The organism is Flavobacterium sp. CECT 9288 (genome assembly GCF_918731615.1).
Classification (GTDB): domain Bacteria; phylum Bacteroidota; class Bacteroidia; order Flavobacteriales; family Flavobacteriaceae; genus Flavobacterium.
The window spans coordinates 710,218-731,214 of the sequence record NZ_OU957226.1; the positions used below are offsets into that span (position 1 = coordinate 710,218).

General features: G+C 35.2%; 17 protein-coding genes and 2 pseudogenes. 3 read left to right on the forward strand and 16 right to left on the reverse strand.

Annotated features, from left to right (window positions below):
* Positions 1–158: 158 nt before the first annotated feature.
* From LQ189_RS03195 to mobA, 14 genes and pseudogenes are all read right to left on the reverse strand, one after another.
* Positions 159–485 carry a DUF6660 family protein gene (locus tag LQ189_RS03195; protein ID WP_230154275.1) on the reverse strand — a complete coding sequence of 109 codons (327 nt, stop codon included), beginning with the start codon at positions 483–485 and terminating at the stop codon, positions 159–161.
* A gap of 59 nt (positions 486–544) precedes the next feature.
* Positions 545–952 (reverse strand): Fur family transcriptional regulator, encoded by a 408-nt coding sequence (locus LQ189_RS03200; protein ID WP_230154277.1) that lies wholly within the window; start codon positions 950–952, stop codon positions 545–547.
* 222 nt (positions 953–1,174) lie between these two features.
* The gene (locus LQ189_RS03205; protein ID WP_074590864.1) at positions 1,175–3,445 is read right to left on the reverse strand and encodes a multicopper oxidase family protein; all 2,271 of its coding nucleotides are present in this window, start codon (positions 3,443–3,445) and stop codon (positions 1,175–1,177) included.
* Positions 3,446–3,468: 23 nt separating this feature from the next.
* Positions 3,469–3,918, reverse strand: coding sequence for a heme-binding domain-containing protein (locus LQ189_RS03210; protein WP_230154279.1), 450 nt, complete (start codon positions 3,916–3,918; stop codon positions 3,469–3,471).
* A 2-nt stretch (positions 3,919–3,920) separates the two neighbouring features.
* Positions 3,921–4,583: a DUF3347 domain-containing protein gene (locus LQ189_RS03215; protein WP_230154281.1), complete on the reverse strand. Its 663-nt coding sequence runs from the start codon at positions 4,581–4,583 to the stop codon at positions 3,921–3,923.
* 39 nt (positions 4,584–4,622) lie between these two features.
* Positions 4,623–5,144 carry a DUF305 domain-containing protein gene (locus LQ189_RS03220; protein WP_162073195.1) on the reverse strand — a complete coding sequence of 174 codons (522 nt, stop codon included), beginning with the start codon at positions 5,142–5,144 and terminating at the stop codon, positions 4,623–4,625.
* 12 nt (positions 5,145–5,156) lie between these two features.
* Entirely contained in the window at positions 5,157–6,035 is an 879-nt protein-coding gene (locus tag LQ189_RS03225; RefSeq protein ID WP_162073196.1) for a DUF3347 domain-containing protein, read from the reverse strand.
* A gap of 95 nt (positions 6,036–6,130) precedes the next feature.
* Positions 6,131–6,460, reverse strand: a complete 330-nt coding sequence (locus LQ189_RS03230) for a hypothetical protein (protein WP_229941494.1) — start codon at positions 6,458–6,460, stop codon at positions 6,131–6,133.
* Positions 6,461–6,721: 261 nt separating this feature from the next.
* A pseudogene (locus LQ189_RS03235) lies at positions 6,722–6,948 on the reverse strand (heavy-metal-associated domain-containing protein).
* 21 nt (positions 6,949–6,969) lie between these two features.
* Positions 6,970–9,510 carry a heavy metal translocating P-type ATPase gene (locus LQ189_RS03240; RefSeq protein ID WP_230154283.1) on the reverse strand — a complete coding sequence of 847 codons (2,541 nt, stop codon included), beginning with the start codon at positions 9,508–9,510 and terminating at the stop codon, positions 6,970–6,972.
* 86 nt (positions 9,511–9,596) lie between these two features.
* Positions 9,597–10,160, reverse strand: a pseudogene (locus tag LQ189_RS03245) (helix-turn-helix domain-containing protein).
* A gap of 82 nt (positions 10,161–10,242) precedes the next feature.
* A complete protein-coding gene (gene mobC / locus LQ189_RS03250) occupies positions 10,243–12,240 on the reverse strand; it encodes a conjugal transfer protein MobC (RefSeq protein ID WP_230154284.1) in 1,998 nt (665 codons plus the stop codon).
* An 87-nt stretch (positions 12,241–12,327) separates the two neighbouring features.
* Complete coding sequence (gene mobB / locus LQ189_RS03255) at positions 12,328–13,617, reverse strand: conjugal transfer protein MobB (protein ID WP_230154285.1); 1,290 nt, start codon at positions 13,615–13,617, stop codon at positions 12,328–12,330.
* 8 nt (positions 13,618–13,625) lie between these two features.
* The gene (gene mobA, locus LQ189_RS03260) at positions 13,626–14,057 is read right to left on the reverse strand and encodes a conjugal transfer protein MobA (RefSeq protein ID WP_230154287.1); all 432 of its coding nucleotides are present in this window, start codon (positions 14,055–14,057) and stop codon (positions 13,626–13,628) included.
* Between the two features lie 695 nt (positions 14,058–14,752).
* Between mobA and LQ189_RS03265 the strand changes: the two genes are divergently transcribed.
* Genes LQ189_RS03265 through LQ189_RS03275 form a run of 3 tightly spaced genes read left to right on the forward strand, consistent with a single transcriptional unit; the run spans position 14,753 to position 16,604 of the window.
* A complete protein-coding gene (locus LQ189_RS03265) occupies positions 14,753–15,520 on the forward strand; it encodes a ParA family protein (RefSeq protein ID WP_230154288.1) in 768 nt (255 codons plus the stop codon).
* A gap of 4 nt (positions 15,521–15,524) precedes the next feature.
* Positions 15,525–15,965: a DUF3408 domain-containing protein gene (locus LQ189_RS03270; RefSeq protein ID WP_230154290.1), complete on the forward strand. Its 441-nt coding sequence runs from the start codon at positions 15,525–15,527 to the stop codon at positions 15,963–15,965.
* Between the two features lie 3 nt (positions 15,966–15,968).
* Complete coding sequence (locus LQ189_RS03275) at positions 15,969–16,604, forward strand: conjugal transfer protein TraD (protein ID WP_230154292.1); 636 nt, start codon at positions 15,969–15,971, stop codon at positions 16,602–16,604.
* 145 nt (positions 16,605–16,749) lie between these two features.
* On the opposite strand, the gene LQ189_RS03280 is transcribed toward LQ189_RS03275, so the two are convergent.
* A complete protein-coding gene (locus tag LQ189_RS03280; RefSeq protein ID WP_230154294.1) occupies positions 16,750–19,854 on the reverse strand; it encodes a type I restriction endonuclease subunit R in 3,105 nt (1,034 codons plus the stop codon).
* Complete coding sequence (locus LQ189_RS03285) at positions 19,841–20,989, reverse strand: AAA family ATPase (RefSeq protein WP_230154295.1); 1,149 nt, start codon at positions 20,987–20,989, stop codon at positions 19,841–19,843. Before LQ189_RS03285 ends, LQ189_RS03280 begins: the two co-directional genes overlap by 14 nt.
* Positions 20,990–20,997 lie beyond the last annotated feature (8 nt).

The following is a 20,997-nucleotide window of genomic DNA, read 5'->3' on the forward strand; positions in this document are numbered from 1 at the left end:
TGGATGAAGTGGATAATGCCTGTAATTATTTCTATAAACAAACATTCATAGAAAACACATAACACGAACACGCTAACAGTACCGTAAAGCCAATAAAAGGCATACAATTACTGAGGCTTGCAACAAACCATCAATAGCATTAAGAAAATCTGAAAAAATTAAACAGTAAATTTGGGAGGATGCCAAATACTTCCTGAGTAGAAGGAAATTAAAGTAAAATCACGAAGTGTAATTTTTTTAACAATAAGAGTGGGTTTAGGTTGCTTGATTTCAAAAGGTTTGAAATGGTAAGTAGTAATACTTATACTACAACAATTGCAATAACAAAAAGGACCGCAATTGTCATCGCTATCTTTGTTGTGGTCGTGAGATTGAACGGTTTCAATTTTAGGAATGGTATCTTCACACTGATTACTTCCATCGCTACAAGGCAATGAAAAAAGTACCATTAGGTAAAAAGTCCATATTGTGATTATCCATCTCATTTATAGTGCAAATATAGAAAAATAAACTTTGCAATCGGATTGCAAAGTTTCATAGTATTTTAGTTGCATCTGTCACACCGTCCTTTGAGTACCAAATTGATGCCTTCTAATTTAAAATTTAGTGGAATATTGATGTTTGGAATTTCGGTATCGGTAAGACAAAAAGTTCGCTGGCACTGGGAGCAATGAAAATGCGTATGCTGTTCTGAAGGTTTGCAATTGCAACCCGATTGACAAAGTGCATATTTTACAACTCCTGTTCCGTCGTCAATAGTATGGATAAGTTTGTGCTCTAAAAAAGTTTTCAGCGTTCTGAATAGCGTAACATTATCTGCATTTTCAAACTGTTCTGCTAATTCCTTATGACTGATGGCATATTGCAGTTTCAACAATTTTTCTATTACCAACAAACGCATTGCTGTGGGTTTAATATTTCTTTGTTGTAAAATATTTTCTTCATTTTTCATAATGATCAATTCCTATTACCATTTACTCCAAAATCGAGAGGCTATGTTAAAATGGGTGTTCAAACTAACGGTTTTGCTATTTAATCTACAATATAATTTCTTATTAATACGAATTAAGGGTTGGGTCTTAATAGTTATGGTTTTGCAATATTTAATTTTTTGTAATAAACCGCAAATTAATTGATGGTTTTAACCCTTAATTCGTATTATATACACTGTTTACTAATAATTCAGTGCGAGCCCCACTCCAAAACCCATATCGCTATCGTAATGTGTACGGATGCCAATGTTTTTGTTGATGATGTACTTTAGGTCTGCCATATATTCCATATCAGTATTAACCATAAATCCTGCTCTTATTCTTTTGGAAATTGGAATATCTTCCCGCATTAATGACAAACGAACAATTCCATCATGATATACTTCTGCCTGAAAGTTTACCAACATTGGCAAAGTATACATAAAACCTAAACTAAAGGCTCTGCGGGTATCCTTTTCGTTTTTCTGTCCGAATAAATTTGTTTCGTGTTCATCCATTCCCATTTTTCGGTATCGCCAATCAAAACCAATAAACGGCATAAACCATTGCATTTTCCCAATGTATCTTCCTAAATGAGTTTCTACTTCATAACCATGCATATCATTATAGCCTAAACGCCATTCTGTACCTAAAGACCATCTTGAGTTCTGGAGCATTGCATCACCATCATTACCATTAGTTGCAAAATCATTCTGCGCCATAAAGTGCGGCATATTGCTTTCTCTCTGCAACTTGTTATAGGCTTGTTTTTTGTTGGGTAAATTCGGATTTTGATAATCATCTACTGCAAAAACCCTGTTCATTCCCGACATCATATGATATAAGATATGACAGTGGAAAAACCAATCTCCTTCTTCGTTTGCTAAAAACTCAATGGTATCCGTTTCCATTGGCATTATATCTAAGACATTTTTAAGTGGTGATTTTTCGCCTTTGCCGTTGATTACCCTGAAATCAAAACCATGCAAATGCATTGGGTGGCGCATCATTGAGTTATTATGAATGGTAATTCGTAGAATTTCTCCTTTTTTTACAGGTATTTTATCAACTTCTGAAAGTATTTTATTATCCATACTCCACACATAACGGTTCATATTTCCGGTAAGAGTAAATTTCAATTCTTTTACTGGCGCATCTTTAGGAAGTGAGGTATTGGAAGGAGATTGTAGCATTGCATAATTCAGCGTTTTGATTTCTCCCAAAGCATTTGCATTGTAACGGTTGGGATCATTTTCCATATTCATATTGTGTTGGCTGTGGTCTTCTTTCTGCTTACTATCTCCTGTGATTTCGGGATACATTACCACATTCATATCCATTTGGTTCAAGCTCATTTTCATTCCCATATCGTCCAAATCGCCGTTCATCTTCATCATATCATTCATCATTTTCATCCCTTCAAAATATTTCAATTTTGGAAGTGGTGAAATGAGCTGTTTGATGCCATTACCTACAAAATAGCTTGCTGACTGTGTTCTGTCTTCGGTAGTTGCTAAAAATTCATAGGCAACACCATCTTCAGGAATGGTTACCACCACATCATAAGTTTCAGAAACTGCAATAATTAATCTATCAACTTCTACAGGCTCTACATCATTACCATCATTGGCTACTACGGTGATTTTTCCGCCTGCATACCTCAACCAAAAATAAGAAGAAGCACCACCGTTTGATACTCGTAACCGTACTTTATCGCCTGCTTTTAACGTTTTGCCATCAACCGTTTTTAAATCAGTAGAATGATTTCCGTTGATTAAAATTTTGTCATAATAAACATCGCTTACATCCATTGCCAACATACGCTTCCATTCGTTCTTAATTTTTGTTTTGAAATGACCTTCTTTGATAGCTTCTGCATAAGATTGTGTCGCATTTTTTTTAATCGCTGCCCAATCATTGGCATTATGCAACATACGGTTGATGTTATCGGGATTAAGGTTTGTCCATTCACTTAAAATAATAGGAATGGTAGGTAGATCATCAATTCCTTTTCTAAAAGATTTATCATCATCCTTTTTCTTCATTACGAAACTTCCATACATCCCAATTTGCTCCTGCAAACCAGAATGGGAGTGATACCAGTGCGTTCCGTGTTGGATAATAGGAAAACGATAGGTATATGTTGTACCTGCCTCAATCGGTTTTTGTGTAAGCCAGGGCACTCCATCTTCCTTATTGGGCAAGAACACACCGTGCCAATGCAATGATGTACTTTCTTTTAATTGGTTGTGTACTACAATTTCGGCAGTATCTCCCTCCGTAAATGTTAGGGTAGGCATTGGTATTTGACCATTTACAGCAATGGCTCTTTTTTCTTTGTCTGCATAGTTTACAAGTGTGTCTTTTACATAAAGGTCATAACGGACTACCTTTTGTGCAAAAAGAGATTGCGAACACAACAGTATGAAAACTGCCTGTAGCAATCTGATAGTAATATTTCTGGGTATATTCATTTTAATATTTTTATTAATGAAACTTATTCCTGCTTTTTTAACCAATTGGTTAATACTTTGATTTGCTCATCATTTAGTTTTGCATTTTCATGCATTATTGTATATGATGATAAAGGCATTTGCTTGGTTTCGATTTGTTCTTTAATTGAGTTTAATAATCTTTCCTGTTTCCGATTTGAGTAAGTACCCCATTCATTAAAATTCAAATCCTGCTTTGCGTTTTTGATGTGATTTTCTACCAATGTTCTTGCAGGTTGTACATAGTCGTACCAAACATAATTAGTATTGTTGCTATGACAATCGTAGCAAGAGGTTTGAAGCATCGCTTTTACTTCAATAGGCATTTTATATACTTGGGTAAAATCAGTTGTGTAAACCTGCCCTTTATCTACATTAAGGGCAGGCTGATAAAATTGAATAGCAATAAAAATAAACAGCACTATTGTCAACATTATCTTTAATACTCTCTTCATTTTTAGAACTCTTTTTTTACAGAGCCACAGGTAAGCATCTTGCTGCCATAATAAGGATTTTTGATAGTCTTAGCTTCGCTAATCCAAACCGCACCTTTTCCATCATTGTACATTGGGCAATAATCCTGATATAATTTTTGGGTAGTTCCAAATAATGTGATAAGGTCAGAAACGTCTTTACTTAACGATGCTAAATGCTCTCTCTGGTGGTCTATTTTACCAGCATTGTCACTAATATGCTCTGCATTTTCTTTGGCATTTTCCGCTATTTCCATATATTCTTTATGTTTATTCGCTGGGATAGCGTTCATATCCACATTTTTTAAGGTAGTAAACAATTGTTTTCCTGCATTAGCAGCTGCTTTGTCATTATCTGCGACAAGTGCATTTTTTAAAGCCAAATAATCTTTGATTATCGGTGTGATTGTAAAGTTTTGTGCTTGCTCCTTTACAGTGGACTTTTCCGCTTTCTGAGAAGGCATATCTGTTGAAGTAACAGCAACTACAGTATCATTTTGTACCGCTGATGATAAATCTTTAGTTTCTGATACCATGGTGCTATCATTAGTTTGCTGGTCGCTATTTTTATTTGACGATTGGTTGCAGGAAATTGTTGCCACTGCAACTGTTACTAATGTAATGATTGAGAAAATTATATTTTTCATTTTATTTATTTTTGATATTATTGAAGAAATTTATCTTATTTATTTGTTTTCAAATTCATTTAGCTTACGCTTCATAAATTCGATTTCTTGTGCCTGTGTTTCCAGTATGTTTTTTTGTAACTGTATCAATTCGGGGTCGGTAAGCTTAGCTTTTTCAGACATCAATACTGCTGCTGCGTGATGTGGTATCATACCTTTTACAAACTCCTTATCGCCCACAAATAATTGCTCCCGAATACCAAACCAAGAAAAGATGCCAATCGCAAAGGAAACCGTTATGATTGCCCAGTTGATTTTTTTGTTTTCATACATTCCTTTCATTATCAATAGTTCTATAATCAACATTGCAGAAACCATCAGCAATGTCATATACAAATTATTGATGTTCAGGATAAGGTTCTGTAAGCCGTCAATCATAGCATACATAATGAAGTACATAGCTATGAACATAGCAACAGCCATTACAGCAAAGCGTTTGTACATTGCTAAAGAGTGATTAGTATTATGCTTTTCATTCTTATGGTTATGTTGCATTTCGTGTTGGTTTTCCATACTTTCCATAACAATAGCGTTTTATTTGTTATTAATAGTTTCCTGTACGCTTCCGCAAGTAAGCATTTTGGAGCCGTAATACGGGTTTTTAATTGCTTCTTCTTTGCTTAGCCAATTTGCTCCTTTACCATTATTGTACATTGGGCAATGCTGATAATAAACAGGTGTTTCTTGTTTTGAAACTTTGGCTAATTCGTACATATTATTAGCCAGTAAAGCGAAAATTTCTCTTTGTTTGGTAACATCTTTTGCTACAGCAATTTTTTCTGCATTAGCAGTTAAATCCTTCATTACTTTCATCCAAACGGTATGTTCTTCATTAGAAAGTTTCGTCATTTCTACTGCTTTAATTGCTTTTACCAGTTCAGAAGCTTTTGCAGATGAAGTACCTGCATCGGTTTTCACCAAAGCATCTTTCACAGAAAAATAATTATCGAAAACGGCTTTCAGTTGTGGTGCATTTTGGGTTGCAGCGGTATTTGTTTGAGCCATTTCGCCGTGGTTGCTGTGTTCGTTTTTCATATCCATACCGGCATCTTTAGTTTTTGCAACTGGTTTTAATTCTCTATTGTATTGGCAGCATCCGGATAGTTTAGCATAAACATCATCAGGTGCTAAAAATTTTTCACTGTCGTACCCTACTAAAGCAATACGTTTCAGAATTTCATCCTGGCTTGTTTTTTTATCATCATAGTTGAGAATAGCCATTTTGGTATCTTTATTCCATTCTACTGTGGCAACATTTTTTACATTTCCTGCTTTTTCAATGGTAGTTTTGCACATTTCGCAGTTGCCATATATTTTTACGGTTTCTGTTTTTGCATTTTTGATTTGTGCAAAACTGTTTACGGCTGATAGTAATACAGTGATTACCATCAATATTTTTGAAATTGATTTCATTTTGATTTTTTTTAATTTAATAAGATATACGAAGAATTTGCGAAAACTGGATTTAGCTTTCGACAAGGCACACGTATGGCTAACAAGCCATCGTTTTAGCTTATTTTAGGCGGTTGCCAAATGGAAGAGTAACCTGAAGAATAATAGGCTTGTTTGAAACCGAATTTTTGCTTTTTAGTTTCGCCAAAAGGGTGTGTTATTTTTAAATCGATGGGGATTTGTAAACTTACCGAAGATGAAGAAGTGCTACATCCGCAAGAACTGTGCTTACAATTGCCGTCGCAGTCGTGACCATCTTTACATTTTTTACAGGACTTGTCCTTGCAACTGCTTTTATGTTCTGCTTTTGCAGATTGGTCTTTTGAGCAACTTTTTTGTTCTGTATTGGCTGTTTTTTTGGCACAAGCATAGCTTATGCTTGGCATTAGGAAAAAGCCCAAACACAATAAGATGACAAAGCTGATATGTTTACTCAAATTTTTCAACACTACAAAATTATGAAATTATTTCTTTTAATTGCTATATTTTGCACATTCGTGAACTGCAAACACAGAATTATAGATAAAATGTCTAAATCACTAGTCTGCATAGTCCTTTTTATGCTTATTAAAATAAATATCTAGTTAATTCCCTAAAGTGTTTGTTATAAGCTAAATAACTAAGCAGGTATTAGTAGGATAAGGAAATTAATCTTTGCTTAATGGTTCTATCTTAAAACCTGCTTTCTGTACAGTTTCAATTACCTGTTCTTGTGTAATTCCTTGTGATTTTACGGTAAGCACCTTGTCTTTAGTTGTATCTACTTCCCAATGGCATATACCATCGGCATTATCCAAATAAGGTTTTACAGATGTACACATCCACCACAGTTAATATTTGTTTTGAATCGTAAGTCTTGATTATTCTTTTCCATTTTGTTTATTGAATAATTCACTTAAAGTTTAAAACTGCGTAATCGCAATGCATTTACGATTACCGATACAGAACTTAAAGACATTGCTAAAGCTGCAATCATTGGTGATAATAAAATTCCGAAAAACGGATATAAAATACCTGCTGCAATTGGAACACCAAGCACATTGTAGAAAAAGGCAAAGAATAAGTTTTGCTTGATGTTTTTCATAACAGCATGGCTCAAATTTTTTGCTTTAACGATACCTAATAAATCGCCTTTTACTAAAGTTATTTTGGCACTTTCTATGGCTACATCGGTTCCAGTTCCCATAGCTATTCCGATATTGGCTTGTGCTAATGCTGGAGCATCATTTATACCATCACCAGCCATAGCTACAATTTTCCCTTCTGCTTGTAAACGTTTAATTTCGTTGAGTTTATCTTCGGGTAAGCATCCTGCTTTATAGGAAGATAAACCTAATTCATCCGCTACTGCTTTGGCTGTATTAACATTGTCGCCAGTAAGCATAATTACTTCTACACCTTGGAGCATTAGTTCTTTTATCGCTGATGCACTCGAAGTTTTTATCGCATCGGCAATTGAAACAAAGCCAACTGTAACACCATCAACAGCAATGTAAGAAACCGTTTTACCAAGTTTTTGTTCTGCAATAATTTTGTTTTCTAAATCGTCAGAAATAGTTGCCTTAACCTGTTCCATTAGTTTTTTATTGCCTAATGCTACTTTTCTATTGGTAACCGTTCCTGTAACTCCTTTTCCTGTAACATTTTCAAAATCTTTGACTTCAATTAATGAAATAGATTTTGTTTTGGCATAATTGACTACTGCTTGTGCCAATGGATGTTCACTGTATTGGTTTAAGGAAGCTATATTTTGCATTAAATCATCCTCGTTATTAGTTGATGCGTAAATTTTTTCTACCGAAGGTTTTCCCTCTGTTAGCGTTCCTGTTTTATCTGTTATTAAAACATCTACCTTATTCATATTTTCTAAGGCTTCGGCATTTTTAATTAATACTCCAGATTGTGCTCCTTTGCCCACACCCACCATCACAGACATCGGCGTGGCTAAACCTAAAGCACAAGGACAAGCTATGATTAAAACTGCAATGGCATTTATAAATCCATAAACCTTCGCTGGTTCTGGACCAAATAGTGCCCAAACAAAAAAGGTAATTACTGAAATGATTACTACAATGGGTACAAAATATTTAGAAATACTATCGGCTAATTTTTGAATGGGTGCTCTTGAACGAGAAGCATCGTTAACCATTTGTACAATTTGAGAAAGTAATGTTTCAGAACCTACTTTTTCGGCCATCATTATAAATGATTTGTTCCCGTTGATTGTTCCCGAAATTACATTATCGTCTTTCTTTTTGTCAACGGGAATTGGTTCTCCTGTAATCATTGCTTCATCAATACTGCTTTCACCATCGGTTATTTTTCCGTCAACTGGAATTTTATCTCCTGGTTTTACGCGTAATAAATCACCTTTCTTAATATCATGAATGGAAATCACTTTATCGCCTCCTTCACCAATCAAAGTAGCTTCTGTTGGCGCTAATTGTAATAACGCTTTTATAGCTCCACTGGTTTGGCTATGTGCTCTTGCTTCTAACAATTGTCCCAACAAGACCAGTGTAATGATTACTGTTGCTGCTTCAAAATAAAGATGAATGGTTCCGTGTTCGGTTTTAAATTCTTCGGGAAAGATATTCGGAAACAGCATTCCTACAATACTAAACAAAAATGCAACTCCAGTTCCTATTCCGATAAGGGTAAACATATTTAGATTCCAAGTGATTATGGATTTCCAAGCTCGTACAAAAAACATCCAACCAGCATAGAAAATAACAGGAATTGAAAACAGAAATTGCACCCAGTTCCACATGTTGCTGTCCATTATTTGAAATAACGGATTGTTATGCACCATTTCCATCATGGCAATAATGAAAATTGGCACCGTAAAGAGGGTTGCAATTTTCATTTTTTTAAGCAAATCCAGATAGGTTTTTTTTTCTTCGGAATCGCTTGGTTCCATGGGTACTAAATCCATTCCGCATATAGGACATGAACCCGGACTATCTTGAATAACTTCGGGATGCATTGGGCAGGTGTACATCGTTTTCTTTACATTCAATTCTGCTTCTTTTACCAAATGCATTCCACAAACAGGGCAATCGCCAGCTTTATCATAGGTTTTATCGCCTTCACAATGCATTGGGCAATAGTATTTGCCTTTTATATTGCTAGTCACTTCGATTATTTTTTTATCATCGTGAGAATGAGCGGAGCAGCAGGATTTTGCAACTGGTTCATTTGTCGTGGTATGTTGTGGGCTTTTGTTATTGCTCATTTCTATGGTATATTTTCCAACAGCGGTTAATGCTTTTTGCAATTGTGTAGTTGAAATGTGTTTATCCATTGTCAGGGTAGCTGAGTTTTCATCTTTTGAAACTTCAACATTTGTCACATTTTCAACCTTTAATAAAGCCGATTTTACCTTTGCTTCGCAACCTCCACAGGTCATACCTGTTACTTGAAATTTGTGTACCATTTTGTATGAGTTTTATTGTGATACAAAGTTCCATATTGTTTCCATTTTTTCGTTGTGGAATTTTGGGAATGATTTGTAAGATTTACTTAGACCTTATCCAAAGACTTCCTTTTATCTTCCCGTATTTGCTTGAAATGACTTGGCGTTAGTCCTGTTACCTTTTTGAATTGGTTGCTTAAATAGGCTACACTTGAGTAATTTAAACGGAAAGCAATTTCACTCAAAGACAGTTCATCATATACCAATAATTCTTTTACCTTCTCTATTTTTTGGGCAATAAAATACTTTTCAATCGTAGTACCTTCTATATCAGAAAACAGGTTGGACAGATAATTATAATCATGATGCAGTTTGCTGCTTAATACATCTGAAAGATTTTTTTTGGTGTCGTTGTCCTGATGATGCACAAGGTCAATAATTATATTCTTTATCTATTCAATGATGAGGCTTTTTCTATCATCTATTACCTCAAAACCTAACAAAATTAGAGCTTTTTCCAATTTATCTTTTTCCTCAGTAGTAGGCTCTTTATCCAATATGACTTCTCCCAACCTTATATTTTTTACCTCTAAATCGAATTTATCCAATTCATTTTGTACTACCATAATACAGCGGTTGCAAACCATGTTTTTAATAAAGAGTGTCGTCATATTTATTACCTATTCATATTAAGCAGAATAGCCAAATTTACGATTTAAATTAAAGCATAAATATTATGTTGAATATTGTTTTTTATTCCTGCATCAAATGCTGTAAATCAGGATCATTCTTAATGCGCTCCAATTCCGTTTTAATGACTTGAACAATATCTTGTTTGATTTGTTTATAATTCGTTTCTATTTCCTGCTTCATTTTATCTTCTCCCTGTTCATCAACAAAGGATAGAATTTCTGGTATCCTCTGATATACTTTAGTTTCTGCTGCAACTTTTTCATTGTCCACTACAATTTCGGCGTGGAATATTTTTTGTTCGATGCGTTCTTCAAAATTATCCGAAACAGCACCCACAAACATACCTTGTGTTAGTGTTGAAATTTTGGAAGCTGGAATAAGACTATCTAATTGTGTAGAAATGGAAGTTGACGTATCATTTCGGTTGATTGATATACTTTGACGCTTTTGCAATACTTTCCCGAACCTTTCCGAAAGGCTCTTTGCAGTTTCGCCAACTACCTGACCCGAAAATATATTGCCCACAGTGTTTTGGATAACCTTTGCTTCTTTATCGCCATAATCCCTTATCAATTGCGAAAAATCTTGAAAACCCAAACAAACTGCCACCTTATTACTTCGGGCAGTTGCAATGAGATTATCTAATCCACGAAAGTAAATAGTGGGCAACTCATCAATAATAACAGAACTCTTTAATTGTCCTTTTTTATTAATGAGTTTGACAATCCTTGAATTGTACAATCCCAAAGCTGCCGAATAAATATTTTGACGGTCGGGATTGTTTCCAACACAAAGGATTTTCGGTTCTTTGGGATTGTTGATGTCCAGTGAAAAATCATCGCCAGTCATTACCCAATACAATTGTGGCGAAATCATTCTTGATAAAGGGATTTTTGCGGATGCAATCTGCCCCTGTAATTGGTCTTGTGCGCCACTTTGCCACGCATCCATAAACGGCGAAAGATAATTTTCCAGATCAGGATATGAAGTAAGGATAGTGAATACATCCGAATACTTTTTGTTCAGTAATTCAATGGCGTGTGGAAAGGTGCAGTATTTCCCATTATCATAGATTTTGAGATACCAGATAATTGCTGCTAACAAAATAATTGGGCTTTCCACAAAAAAATCGCCCTGCTTTTGTATCCAGCTTCGGTTGAGGTTCAGCATTATAGTATATGCTGCTTCGTAAGCGTCAGAGATGTCCGTCATAAAATCTGGATTGAGTGGATTACATCGGTGGCTCTTTCTCGGGTCGTCAAAATTAATGATGTAGAATTTGGGTTGTACTTTATACTTATCTCTGTGCTTTAATAAATGATTGTAGGCAATAGTAGAAAGGTCGTCAAACTTGAAATCGTAGATGTACATTGAGAACCCTTTCTCAATCTGTTGCTTGATATAGTTGTTTACAATGGCGTAGGATTTTCCTGAACCTGGCGTTCCTAAAACAATGGTTGCGCGAAAAGGATTGACGATGTTTATCCAGCCTTTATTCCATTTGTTTTTGTAATAAAATTTTGTGGGAAGATTGACAGAATATTCATTTTCCATCAATTTGGTTTCCTGCTGAAAGCTTTCGTTTTCATTATTGAAAACATCGTCCATCAGGTTGGTGCGAAGTAAACGGCTCATCCAAACGCCAGCTACCATCAAAGCGATGTAGCCTAAACTTGTGGTAAGGACATAAAGGAATGTAGCTGTGTTTAATGATAACTTTAGTAAAGGTGTGTTCAGAAAAAACAGGACAAAGCCAATTCCCCAAGCCACATAAATTTTAGTCCAAGTTATTTTTTCATTTTTAACACCTTTGGTTCCCAAACAACTCAAAGCCAGCAATACCAAAGCAAATACTTTGGTATATAAGGTATGCGAAAACAATCCAGCGGTCCGTTGAAAATTGCCTAATATTTTGTTGATGAGTTCCAGTGTCCAGCCACGTTCTATAAAGAAACCATAACAAAACCAATAAAGGTGCATCAGTACCAAAAGAATACTGACTGCCCGCATAAAAGCCATAATCTTGGCAAGTCCTCTTAAATCATCTTCTCCCTGCATTATTTTAATTTTTAATGTTCGGGCGTGAATTTAAAAGGTCTAAAGGGTGGTTATAATAATATGGAACTCATTGGCGGTCTTTGGCTTTTATTGACCCTTTTTACGTTTCCGCTTCTTCTTCATTTTATTGGCAAAATCCAGTTCCTCATAATCTTCGCCCTGCGCTTCGGGTAACAATCCGCCTAATGCTTCAATCAAACCATCTTCGTGTTTTTCATTAGTATTCAGGAAGTCGAATAAATGATGAGGTTTTTCAGCAGGTAAATCCTCTATGTTGTTTGATTGAGATAATTTAGTTGGTGGCTCATCAGTTTCCTTGATTTCGGGTTTGATGTTATTTTTCCAATAATCATTAAAGGTATTGGCAGAAAGTTCTTTTGCTAAACGGGAACCATTCCAGACCATTTTGGAATTATGGTCTATAAAAGTAATTCCATAAATACGCTTTGTATCATTTCTTCTTATCACTACATTAATACCTTGGTCTGCCAACTGCTTTTTAAAGTTCAGTTCATCAGATGTAGATTGCAGAGCAATATTGACAGCTGATTTTAAAGTCTGTTTAGTTGGGTGGTCTTTTAATCTGGTTTTACTTTTCTCAAATTGCAATTCCAGAGCCAGAAGTCCTGCGTTCTTTCCGAACATAGAAGCCTTGAATGGATGTCCGGCTCTTTCGCCTTCTTCATTTAACGGAATATATAATAAACCCTGCTGAGATTTTCCCTGCAATTCGCCCTCAACTTTTTCAGTGGTAATATTGAATAACGAAAGCAATGCGTTGTATTCGCCCAATGTCTGGTATTGGTAATAGTTCGGCAAATGGCGAACTACCGAAGCTATCTGACTTTTTACATCACCTTTCTGGTAATTCACAGGGCTAAAAATCTTATCGTTCTGCTTGTGTTCCTTATCTGTTGCAGATACCAATCCGTGTTGCCTTTCGAGTTCTCGGCACACATTCATAGACCGCATTTTCTCAAATTTATCTGAAATTTTTTTGCCTTCTTCATTCACACAAACCGAAACAATATGTATGTGAGTTCTGTCGATATCAGTATGCTTGAACACGACAAAAGGCTGTTCGCCATAACCCATTTCACGCATATACTGCTCTGCCAACTCCCTAAATTTTTCATCACTAACATTATCTTTCGGGTCGGGATTGAGCGAAATATGCAACGTATGCTTTTCGGTATTTCGATTTGCAATAAGATAAGGCGTAAAAGATTGGCTCAATTGTGCTACAGAATAATGCCCGCTTGGTGTTTCAATTATCTTATTGGCAAACAGAATTTGTCCGTTTTCCTTTTCCACTTTAATATTATTGTACGCCAAAGCACCATATAAATTACTGCTTCTTCCAATTTTTGCTATCATTTTTAGACCTATTTTTTTAGATGTTTAGCTTCAAATTCTTCGATTAGTTGAATGATTTTTTGGCATAACAATACCATTTCAATCGTCTGTTTTTCCAATTTATAGAGGTAGGCAGATCCTTTTTTCTCTGAAAAATTCTTGTACAATAGCTTTACAACTTGGTTATAATTTACACCGACCGAGCGAAATTGACTGTGAAACGAGGTCAATCGCATATAGAAATCAACTGTTCCTTTATCAATTTGAATGGTCTTTATCGTTTTTTCAAAGATGCAGGACGTTATAAAATGTGCCTTTACCAGCATTCCCGATTGGTCAAAGAGCGAAAGAAATCGGCTGTGCTCTTCTTCATTAAAGGAAATTGTATATCTAATCTTCGCCGGGTCTTCTTTAGGTCGGCGTCCGGTCTTTTTTAATTGTTTTCTGTTGTTTTCGTTCATCACAAATCCATTTATAATTTACACAAAACCCTGACTTCGGAAGGTGTTTTTCAGCCCCTGGCAGGGCAAGTTGTTTTGAGCATCCGAAATCGTTTCGAGATGCTCAAAACACAACTTGCCGTGTTCTGATGAACACAAAAATCCGCCCTGCGGGACGGATTAAATGTAGCAGGGAAAATCGGCTCGATGCCGTTCTGCTTCGTGTCCATTATATCAAGATGCTTTGCATAAATCCGTTAGTAAAATTCATTTTACAAAGTAACCAACTGTTGATAAGAGTATTGCAATGTGATACTAGGACAAACTCTGCCTTTGGAAGCCAAACACTACCACGATAATGTAAATACCTATTTATCTGCATTTATTTGTACTTATAAACACATATAGGGACGTAGTTAGCTATGCAGGTAACAACGTAAGTACTTCATTACCGATGTAAATAAATACAAATGTGCAGATGTAAAAAAGCACCTATTGAAATACTTGAATATGCAATTGTGTACGCAAAAAAGCAGGTACATAAATAAGTAATTATGGTTGTACAAATCTATTTGCCTACAACCATAAAAATGTATTCAAGTGAATAAATAGCCTACTACGTAATTACCTGCTTATTTCTATAATTCTGTATAGAGCTACAAACCTATATGCGCACCTAAGTAATTGAGGATATAAATTTTAAAAACAGTTGAAATATGAATACAAAACACAAAACAGTATTTATCGCCTTTTCATCTCAAAAAGGCGGTGTGGGAAAAAGTACATTTACAACATTGGTAGCAAGTACGATGCACTATCGGTTAGGCTATAATGTAGCCGTATTTGATGCCGATTTCCCCCAGCACAGCCTGATGAAAATGAAGGTACGTGATTTGGCGATGGTAATGGAAAACGAAGCTTTAAAAAAGCTGGCTTACAAACAATTTACCACCATCAACAAAAAAGCCTATCCGATTATGCAATCCAAAGCTGATAGCGTATTGGAAACCGCTCACGAATTTTTAAGTAGTTCTTCAGTACCTATTGATGTGGTCTTTTTTGACCTGCCCGGAACGGTTAACACGCCTGGCATTTTGAATGCACTGGCAGGAATGCACCACATTTTTACACCTATCACGGCAGACCGAGTGGTAATGGAAAGCACACTGATTTTTACACAGCTTTTGCAGGATGTGATTATGAAAAAAGGCGAAACTTACATAGAAACCATTAACCTGTTTTGGAATCAGGTTGATGGTAGAGAAAGTACACCTTTATACGAGGTTTATAACCAACTGATCGAACAATTGGGTTTAAGCCTGATGCAGAGCCAAATCAAAAACAGCACCCGTTTTCGCAAAGAAAGTGAAGTCAATAGCAAAGCCGTTTTCCGCTCTACGGTAATGCCACCCGACGAACGCTTGATGAAAGCCAGTCAGTTAGATCAATTTATAAACGAGTTTTTAAAAATCATTCAATTATAGTCTAATGGAAAAAGAAAATAAGAAAAAAAGTACGCCCGATATTAACGAGGAACTGATGATGAGCCTGATGGTAGATGGTGTAAAAAAAGAGGGATTACAATTACCTGTGGAGCCGATTGTTGAAAGACCCGAAAAGGAAGACATTCAGCCAGAAAAACTACCATTGGAGAAACCTGCTGTGAAGGAAAAGACCAAAATTAAAAAAACAAACGAAACAGATTACGAAAGCCTCTTTTTCAAAAGAACAGACACGAATGCCCGAGATGGAAAAACGGTATATATCCGACCAGATTTTCACGAAAAATTGTCACGAATTGCACAAGTAATCGGTGAAGACAAAATAACCATTTACGGCTATTTAGATAATTTGCTGGACTACCATTTTCAGGAATTTGGCGAGCAGATTACCAAGAGTTTTAATGATAAATACAAACCCATTTTATAAGTTATGGAAATAGTAATTGTGATATGCCTGCTGATTGTGATTGCCCTGCTTCTGCAGGACAAGATTGTAATCAAAAAAAGTTCAGAAAGAAAACCAATACAGAAAAAAGGCAACCCTAAACTGCTCGATATTATGGGACAACCTAGACCTAAGAGAAGCCTTTCGATGCCAAACAATGCCACTGAAAGCCAAGTTGAAGAACTGGAAATTAATCCTGATACTTTTGACATAGAATACGACGAAAATGAAAACGTCGGCATTCAAATTCCGCAGGAAGAGCTGGACAAAATTTTCAGAAATAGGCCTGATTTTGAAGAAGAGGAAGAAGAATGGAACATGTATAAATTATCCGATGGTGGTAACGGTTTTGCCCAAGGTGTTACTTTTGAAGAACTAAATTCTGTGGGGGAGCTGCTTCAGAAAGACAAATGGGAGCCAATCCAAAAGGAAACAGCGGTTGCCATTGTACAGAAAATACATGGAACCGAATTGTTCAACCTACTGGAGAATTCTATCGAAGGTGCTTCTCGTAAAATAACTGATTTATTGGACAATAGCTTTTCTTCTGAAACGGAAACTGGTTCTTCCATTTTGCGGAAAAATGATTTCGAGGATTTTGACATTGGGGAGTTTGTGTAAGCAACCCAATATCATTTTCTCTACCCACTTTTCAAAATCAAAAAGTACCTAATTATAACTGTAAACATTCAATCAGTATTAAATTCAGTTAGAACACACATACTTGTCAAAATGTTTCGTTCAATCTGTTCTTTCAAAAATTTGATTATAACTGACCACCAACACCTTTAAATTTTTCTACGAAAGTGGCTATTTTTTGAAAAACACTTTGCTTTTTAGTCAAATATTGAGGATTTAAAGGACTCATTTTAGGTAATACGGTATTGAGTTCTGTTCCATTTTCATTGGCAAATTCTCGCTTTAAAGATGCTGTAATGTATCGTTTTGCTGCTGCTTCATTTAAATTTTCCTCTACAATTAATTCGTAAACCTCTTTTTTCTGTTTTTCCTGTGCATATTTGAAGAAAGAATCTATAACATTGGCTTTATCTTGAATAACCTCAAGGTCTGTTTCATTAATAAAATCTACCACTAAACTTTCTTTTGCTCTGTTTCCAATACTTGCTCTAATTACTCTTCGGATTTCTTCTATCAAAGTGGCTTTGTCTTTGTTCTTTTTCTTATGCTCAAAAATCAATTCAAGGATATAATCCAAATTTATTTCTTGAGATTTAAGCAAGTCTATTTCAAAAACTACTTCATCCCAATCGATAGTTGATTCTTCTGATTCTTTGCCGTTTTTTTCACGTCTTAACCAATCACGTATGTCATTATACGTAGAACGGTAATCTTGGATTGTTCTTTCTGGAAGCAAGCTAATCTCTTGCATGATTGCTAATTCTTCGTCTGTTACAAAATTAGATTCTTTGAACGCTTCCAGAGCTTCAACATCCTTAATATCTATTGTTTGAAGTGCTTTAAGATTGTTGAACTCATCGTAATTTTGCAATATGTTTTCTACACGCAAGTACTCTCCGAATAGTTTTGAGAAATCTTTTTTGTCTTTTTCTGTTTCTATTTCATCAGGGGATGGGAACTTTTCATTTAACTCTTTTACAACATCGATAAAACCTCTTCGCGCTTCTCCTGAAGCAATATCTGTAAAACCTTCTAAATATTCTTTGTAGCTCTTTTCGAGTACTACGTTTTTAGTGTTTTTATCCCCAAATAAAGTTATGGCATCCACAGTAGCCTTTTCTAAATCTCTGAAAGTGATAATGTTTCCGAAAGTTTTTGTGGCATCATAAATCCTGTTGGTACGGGAAAAGGCTTGCATTAATCCGTGATAACGTAAATTCTTATCAACAAATAATGTGTTTAATGTCGGCGCATCAAACCCTGTAAGAAACATTCCGACAACTATAATTAAGTCGACTTCTTTACTTTTTACACGTTTGGCAAGGTCACGATAGTAGTTCTGAAATTCTTTGCTTTCTACACCAAAACTTGTTTTAAATAGTGCATTATAGTCGTTAATCGCTTTGGTCAAAAATTCTTTGGCGGTGCTATCCATAGCAGAAGGCTCAAAGTTTTCGTCAGGTATTTCACCAATGGCACTTTGCTCTTCATTGGCTGCAAAAGAAAATATTGTTGCAATTTTTAAAGGTTTTTCATTGTCTTTTTGAAGTTTCATTAACTCTTCATAATAACACTTAGCTGCTATTACGCTACTGACTGCAAACATGGCATTAAAACCACTATTTCCTGCCTGATTTCTATGTGTTTTTATTCTGTAATTATTTAGAATGTATTGCGAAACCTCTTTGATACGAGCAGGATGAAGCAATGCCTTAGTGTTTTCCGCAGCAGATAATTTTTTCTCATCCACTTCTGTTTCCATCGCTTTAAACTGCGGACGTACGTTGTTGTAATCTACTTTGAATTTCAGTACTTTTTCGTCTCTAATAGCATCTGTAATAACATACGAATGCAATTCACGACCAAATACAGATGCCGTAGTTTCTGCACCCAAAGCATTTTCAGGAAAGATTGGAGTTCCTGTAAAACCAAATTGATAAAACTTTTTAAATTTTTTGTTCAAGTTCTTTTGCGCTTCACCAAATTGAGAACGATGTGCTTCATCAAAGATGAATACCACTTGTTTTTGGTATATGGCTAAATCACTTTCCGTTTTCATTAAGTTGTTCAACTTTTGAATAGTTGTGACTATAATTTTATTGTCCTCCTTTTCAATATTTCTTTTTAAACCAGCTGTACTATCTGAACCGTTTACACTATCTGGTGAAAATCGTTGGTACTCTTTCATGGTTTGAAAGTCTAAATCTTTTCGATCAACCACAAAGAACACTTTATCAATGAATTCTAATTCAGTAGCTAAACGAGCTGCTTTAAAACTGGTCAATGTTTTCCCTGAACCTGTAGTATGCCAAATATAACCACCGCTTTCTACTTTAGACCAATTTTTAGCTTGATACGAACTTGAAATTTTCCATAACATTCTTTCTGTAGCTGCTATTTGATACGGTCGCATAATAAGCAAGGTATCACTTGTGTCAAAAACTGAATACGTTAGCAACACATTTAACAAGGTGCGTTTTTCAAAAAAGGTTGTCGTAAAATCTTTAAGGTCTTTAATCAATGTATTATCGGCTTTTGCCCAGTTCATGGTAAAGTCAAAGCTGTTTTTATTACGCTCTACAGTGTTTGCAAAATAGCGACTGTCTGTTCCGTTTGAGATTACAAAAATCTGTAAGTATTTAAAAAGAGAATTAGTGCTGTTAAGACTCTCTTTAGTATAACGATGCACTTGGTTAAATGCCTCCCGAATAGCTACACCGCGTTTTTTTAATTCTATTTGAACCAATGGTAAACCGTTGACTAAAATGGTAACATCATAGCGATTAGCATGTGTACCTTTTTGCTCAAATTGCTTAATTACCTGAACTTTATTACGCGCAATGTTATTTTTATCTATTAAGTAAATGTTTTGGATATGCCCATCATCAAAAACAAAATCGTAGATGTAATTTTCATGAATTTTTTTTGTTTTTTCAACAAGATTATCACTTGGTTTATCTAAATACTCTTCCAAAAAACGAGCCCATTCGCTATCTAAAAATTCCATATTGTTCAGCGCTTGCAATTGTACTCGTACATTAGCCATCATGGCCTCGATAGTGTTTAGGTTGGGATTTTCATACCCTTGATTGATTAAGTCTTGGATAAATTCTTTCTCCAAAGCGGCTTCCGTTTGATAAACAGTAGGTGGCTCATTAACCTCTGAATACTTGGTGTATTTGTCTAAAACAATAAAATTGTTTGATTCTGCTATGGTTTTATACTGTGACATCTTCTTCAGTAACTAGTTGGTTATTGTTTGATTTAAAATTGTATATTTTTATTATTATTTCCCGAACCAAGAAGCGCAACATTCGCTTATCATTATCATCAAGAATGGATATTTCCTCACCATGATGTTTAGAGTGACTAGACAAATTGATTATTCGCTTGTGATAAGCTTCCCGAGAATCTTGAGGTAGTAGCTGCTCCCAATTATTAAATCCTAGAAAAGTTGAAGTCTTTTCAAATATATTACGAATAAAATTAAAGTGATATTTTTGAATATCTTCTGATTGCAAAGCTTTTTCCAGTTCTGATAGAAGAAATAAATGATATGAAAAAGGAGAATCTTTTATTTGCTCTTCTAGGTTAAATGTACCATCTATCAATCTTTCAAGTCGCCATTCTTTAGTTTTTTTTACTCTACTAAATTCATTAAAAAGGACATTATAGAATAAAGGATTGTGAGTTGTAATTATGAACTCCAAGTCTGATTGGCTTGACTTTATTAATTCAGCAATATTAACAGCCAATTCGATTAGATGTGTGTCATCTAACGAACTTACCGGGTCATCAATAAATATATATTTTAAATCATTAAATCGATCGGTTTCACGGTCAGCTTCTTCAGCTACATTTAAAACAGTAATAGCCTGTTCTAAAAAACTGTAAAAAACACTCCATATAAAACAACTTTCTTCTCCTTTAGAAATCTTAACGAACTCAGAGGGTTCTTCATTTCCCCGTTCAAATGAGAAACGAACTTCCGAAAAATCTTCATTAAAACTAGGTGTTAATTTATCACTGGTGTACCGTTGAAAATGAGTTGTTATATTAGGCTCTTGTCCTTGTTCTACAAGTACCCAATTGGTATAACTATTGGGTTGAATTTTCAACTTCCTATCGGAATCGTTATCCAAATCGTTATCCCAATAAAATAAATCTTCGGTAAATGCATTGTAGTACATTATCTTGATTTTTGCTTCTACATCTTCTTCTTGCGCTTCCTGATTTTTGGGTGCTATCAATTCTTTAAATTCACGTGACAACCGTGTTTTTCCACTGCCATTAAAAGCATAAATTAGTTGCACTTTTTTATTGGCATCTTTAAGAGTTTGTGCTATTTCAGATAATGACTGTGCCATATTTTTTT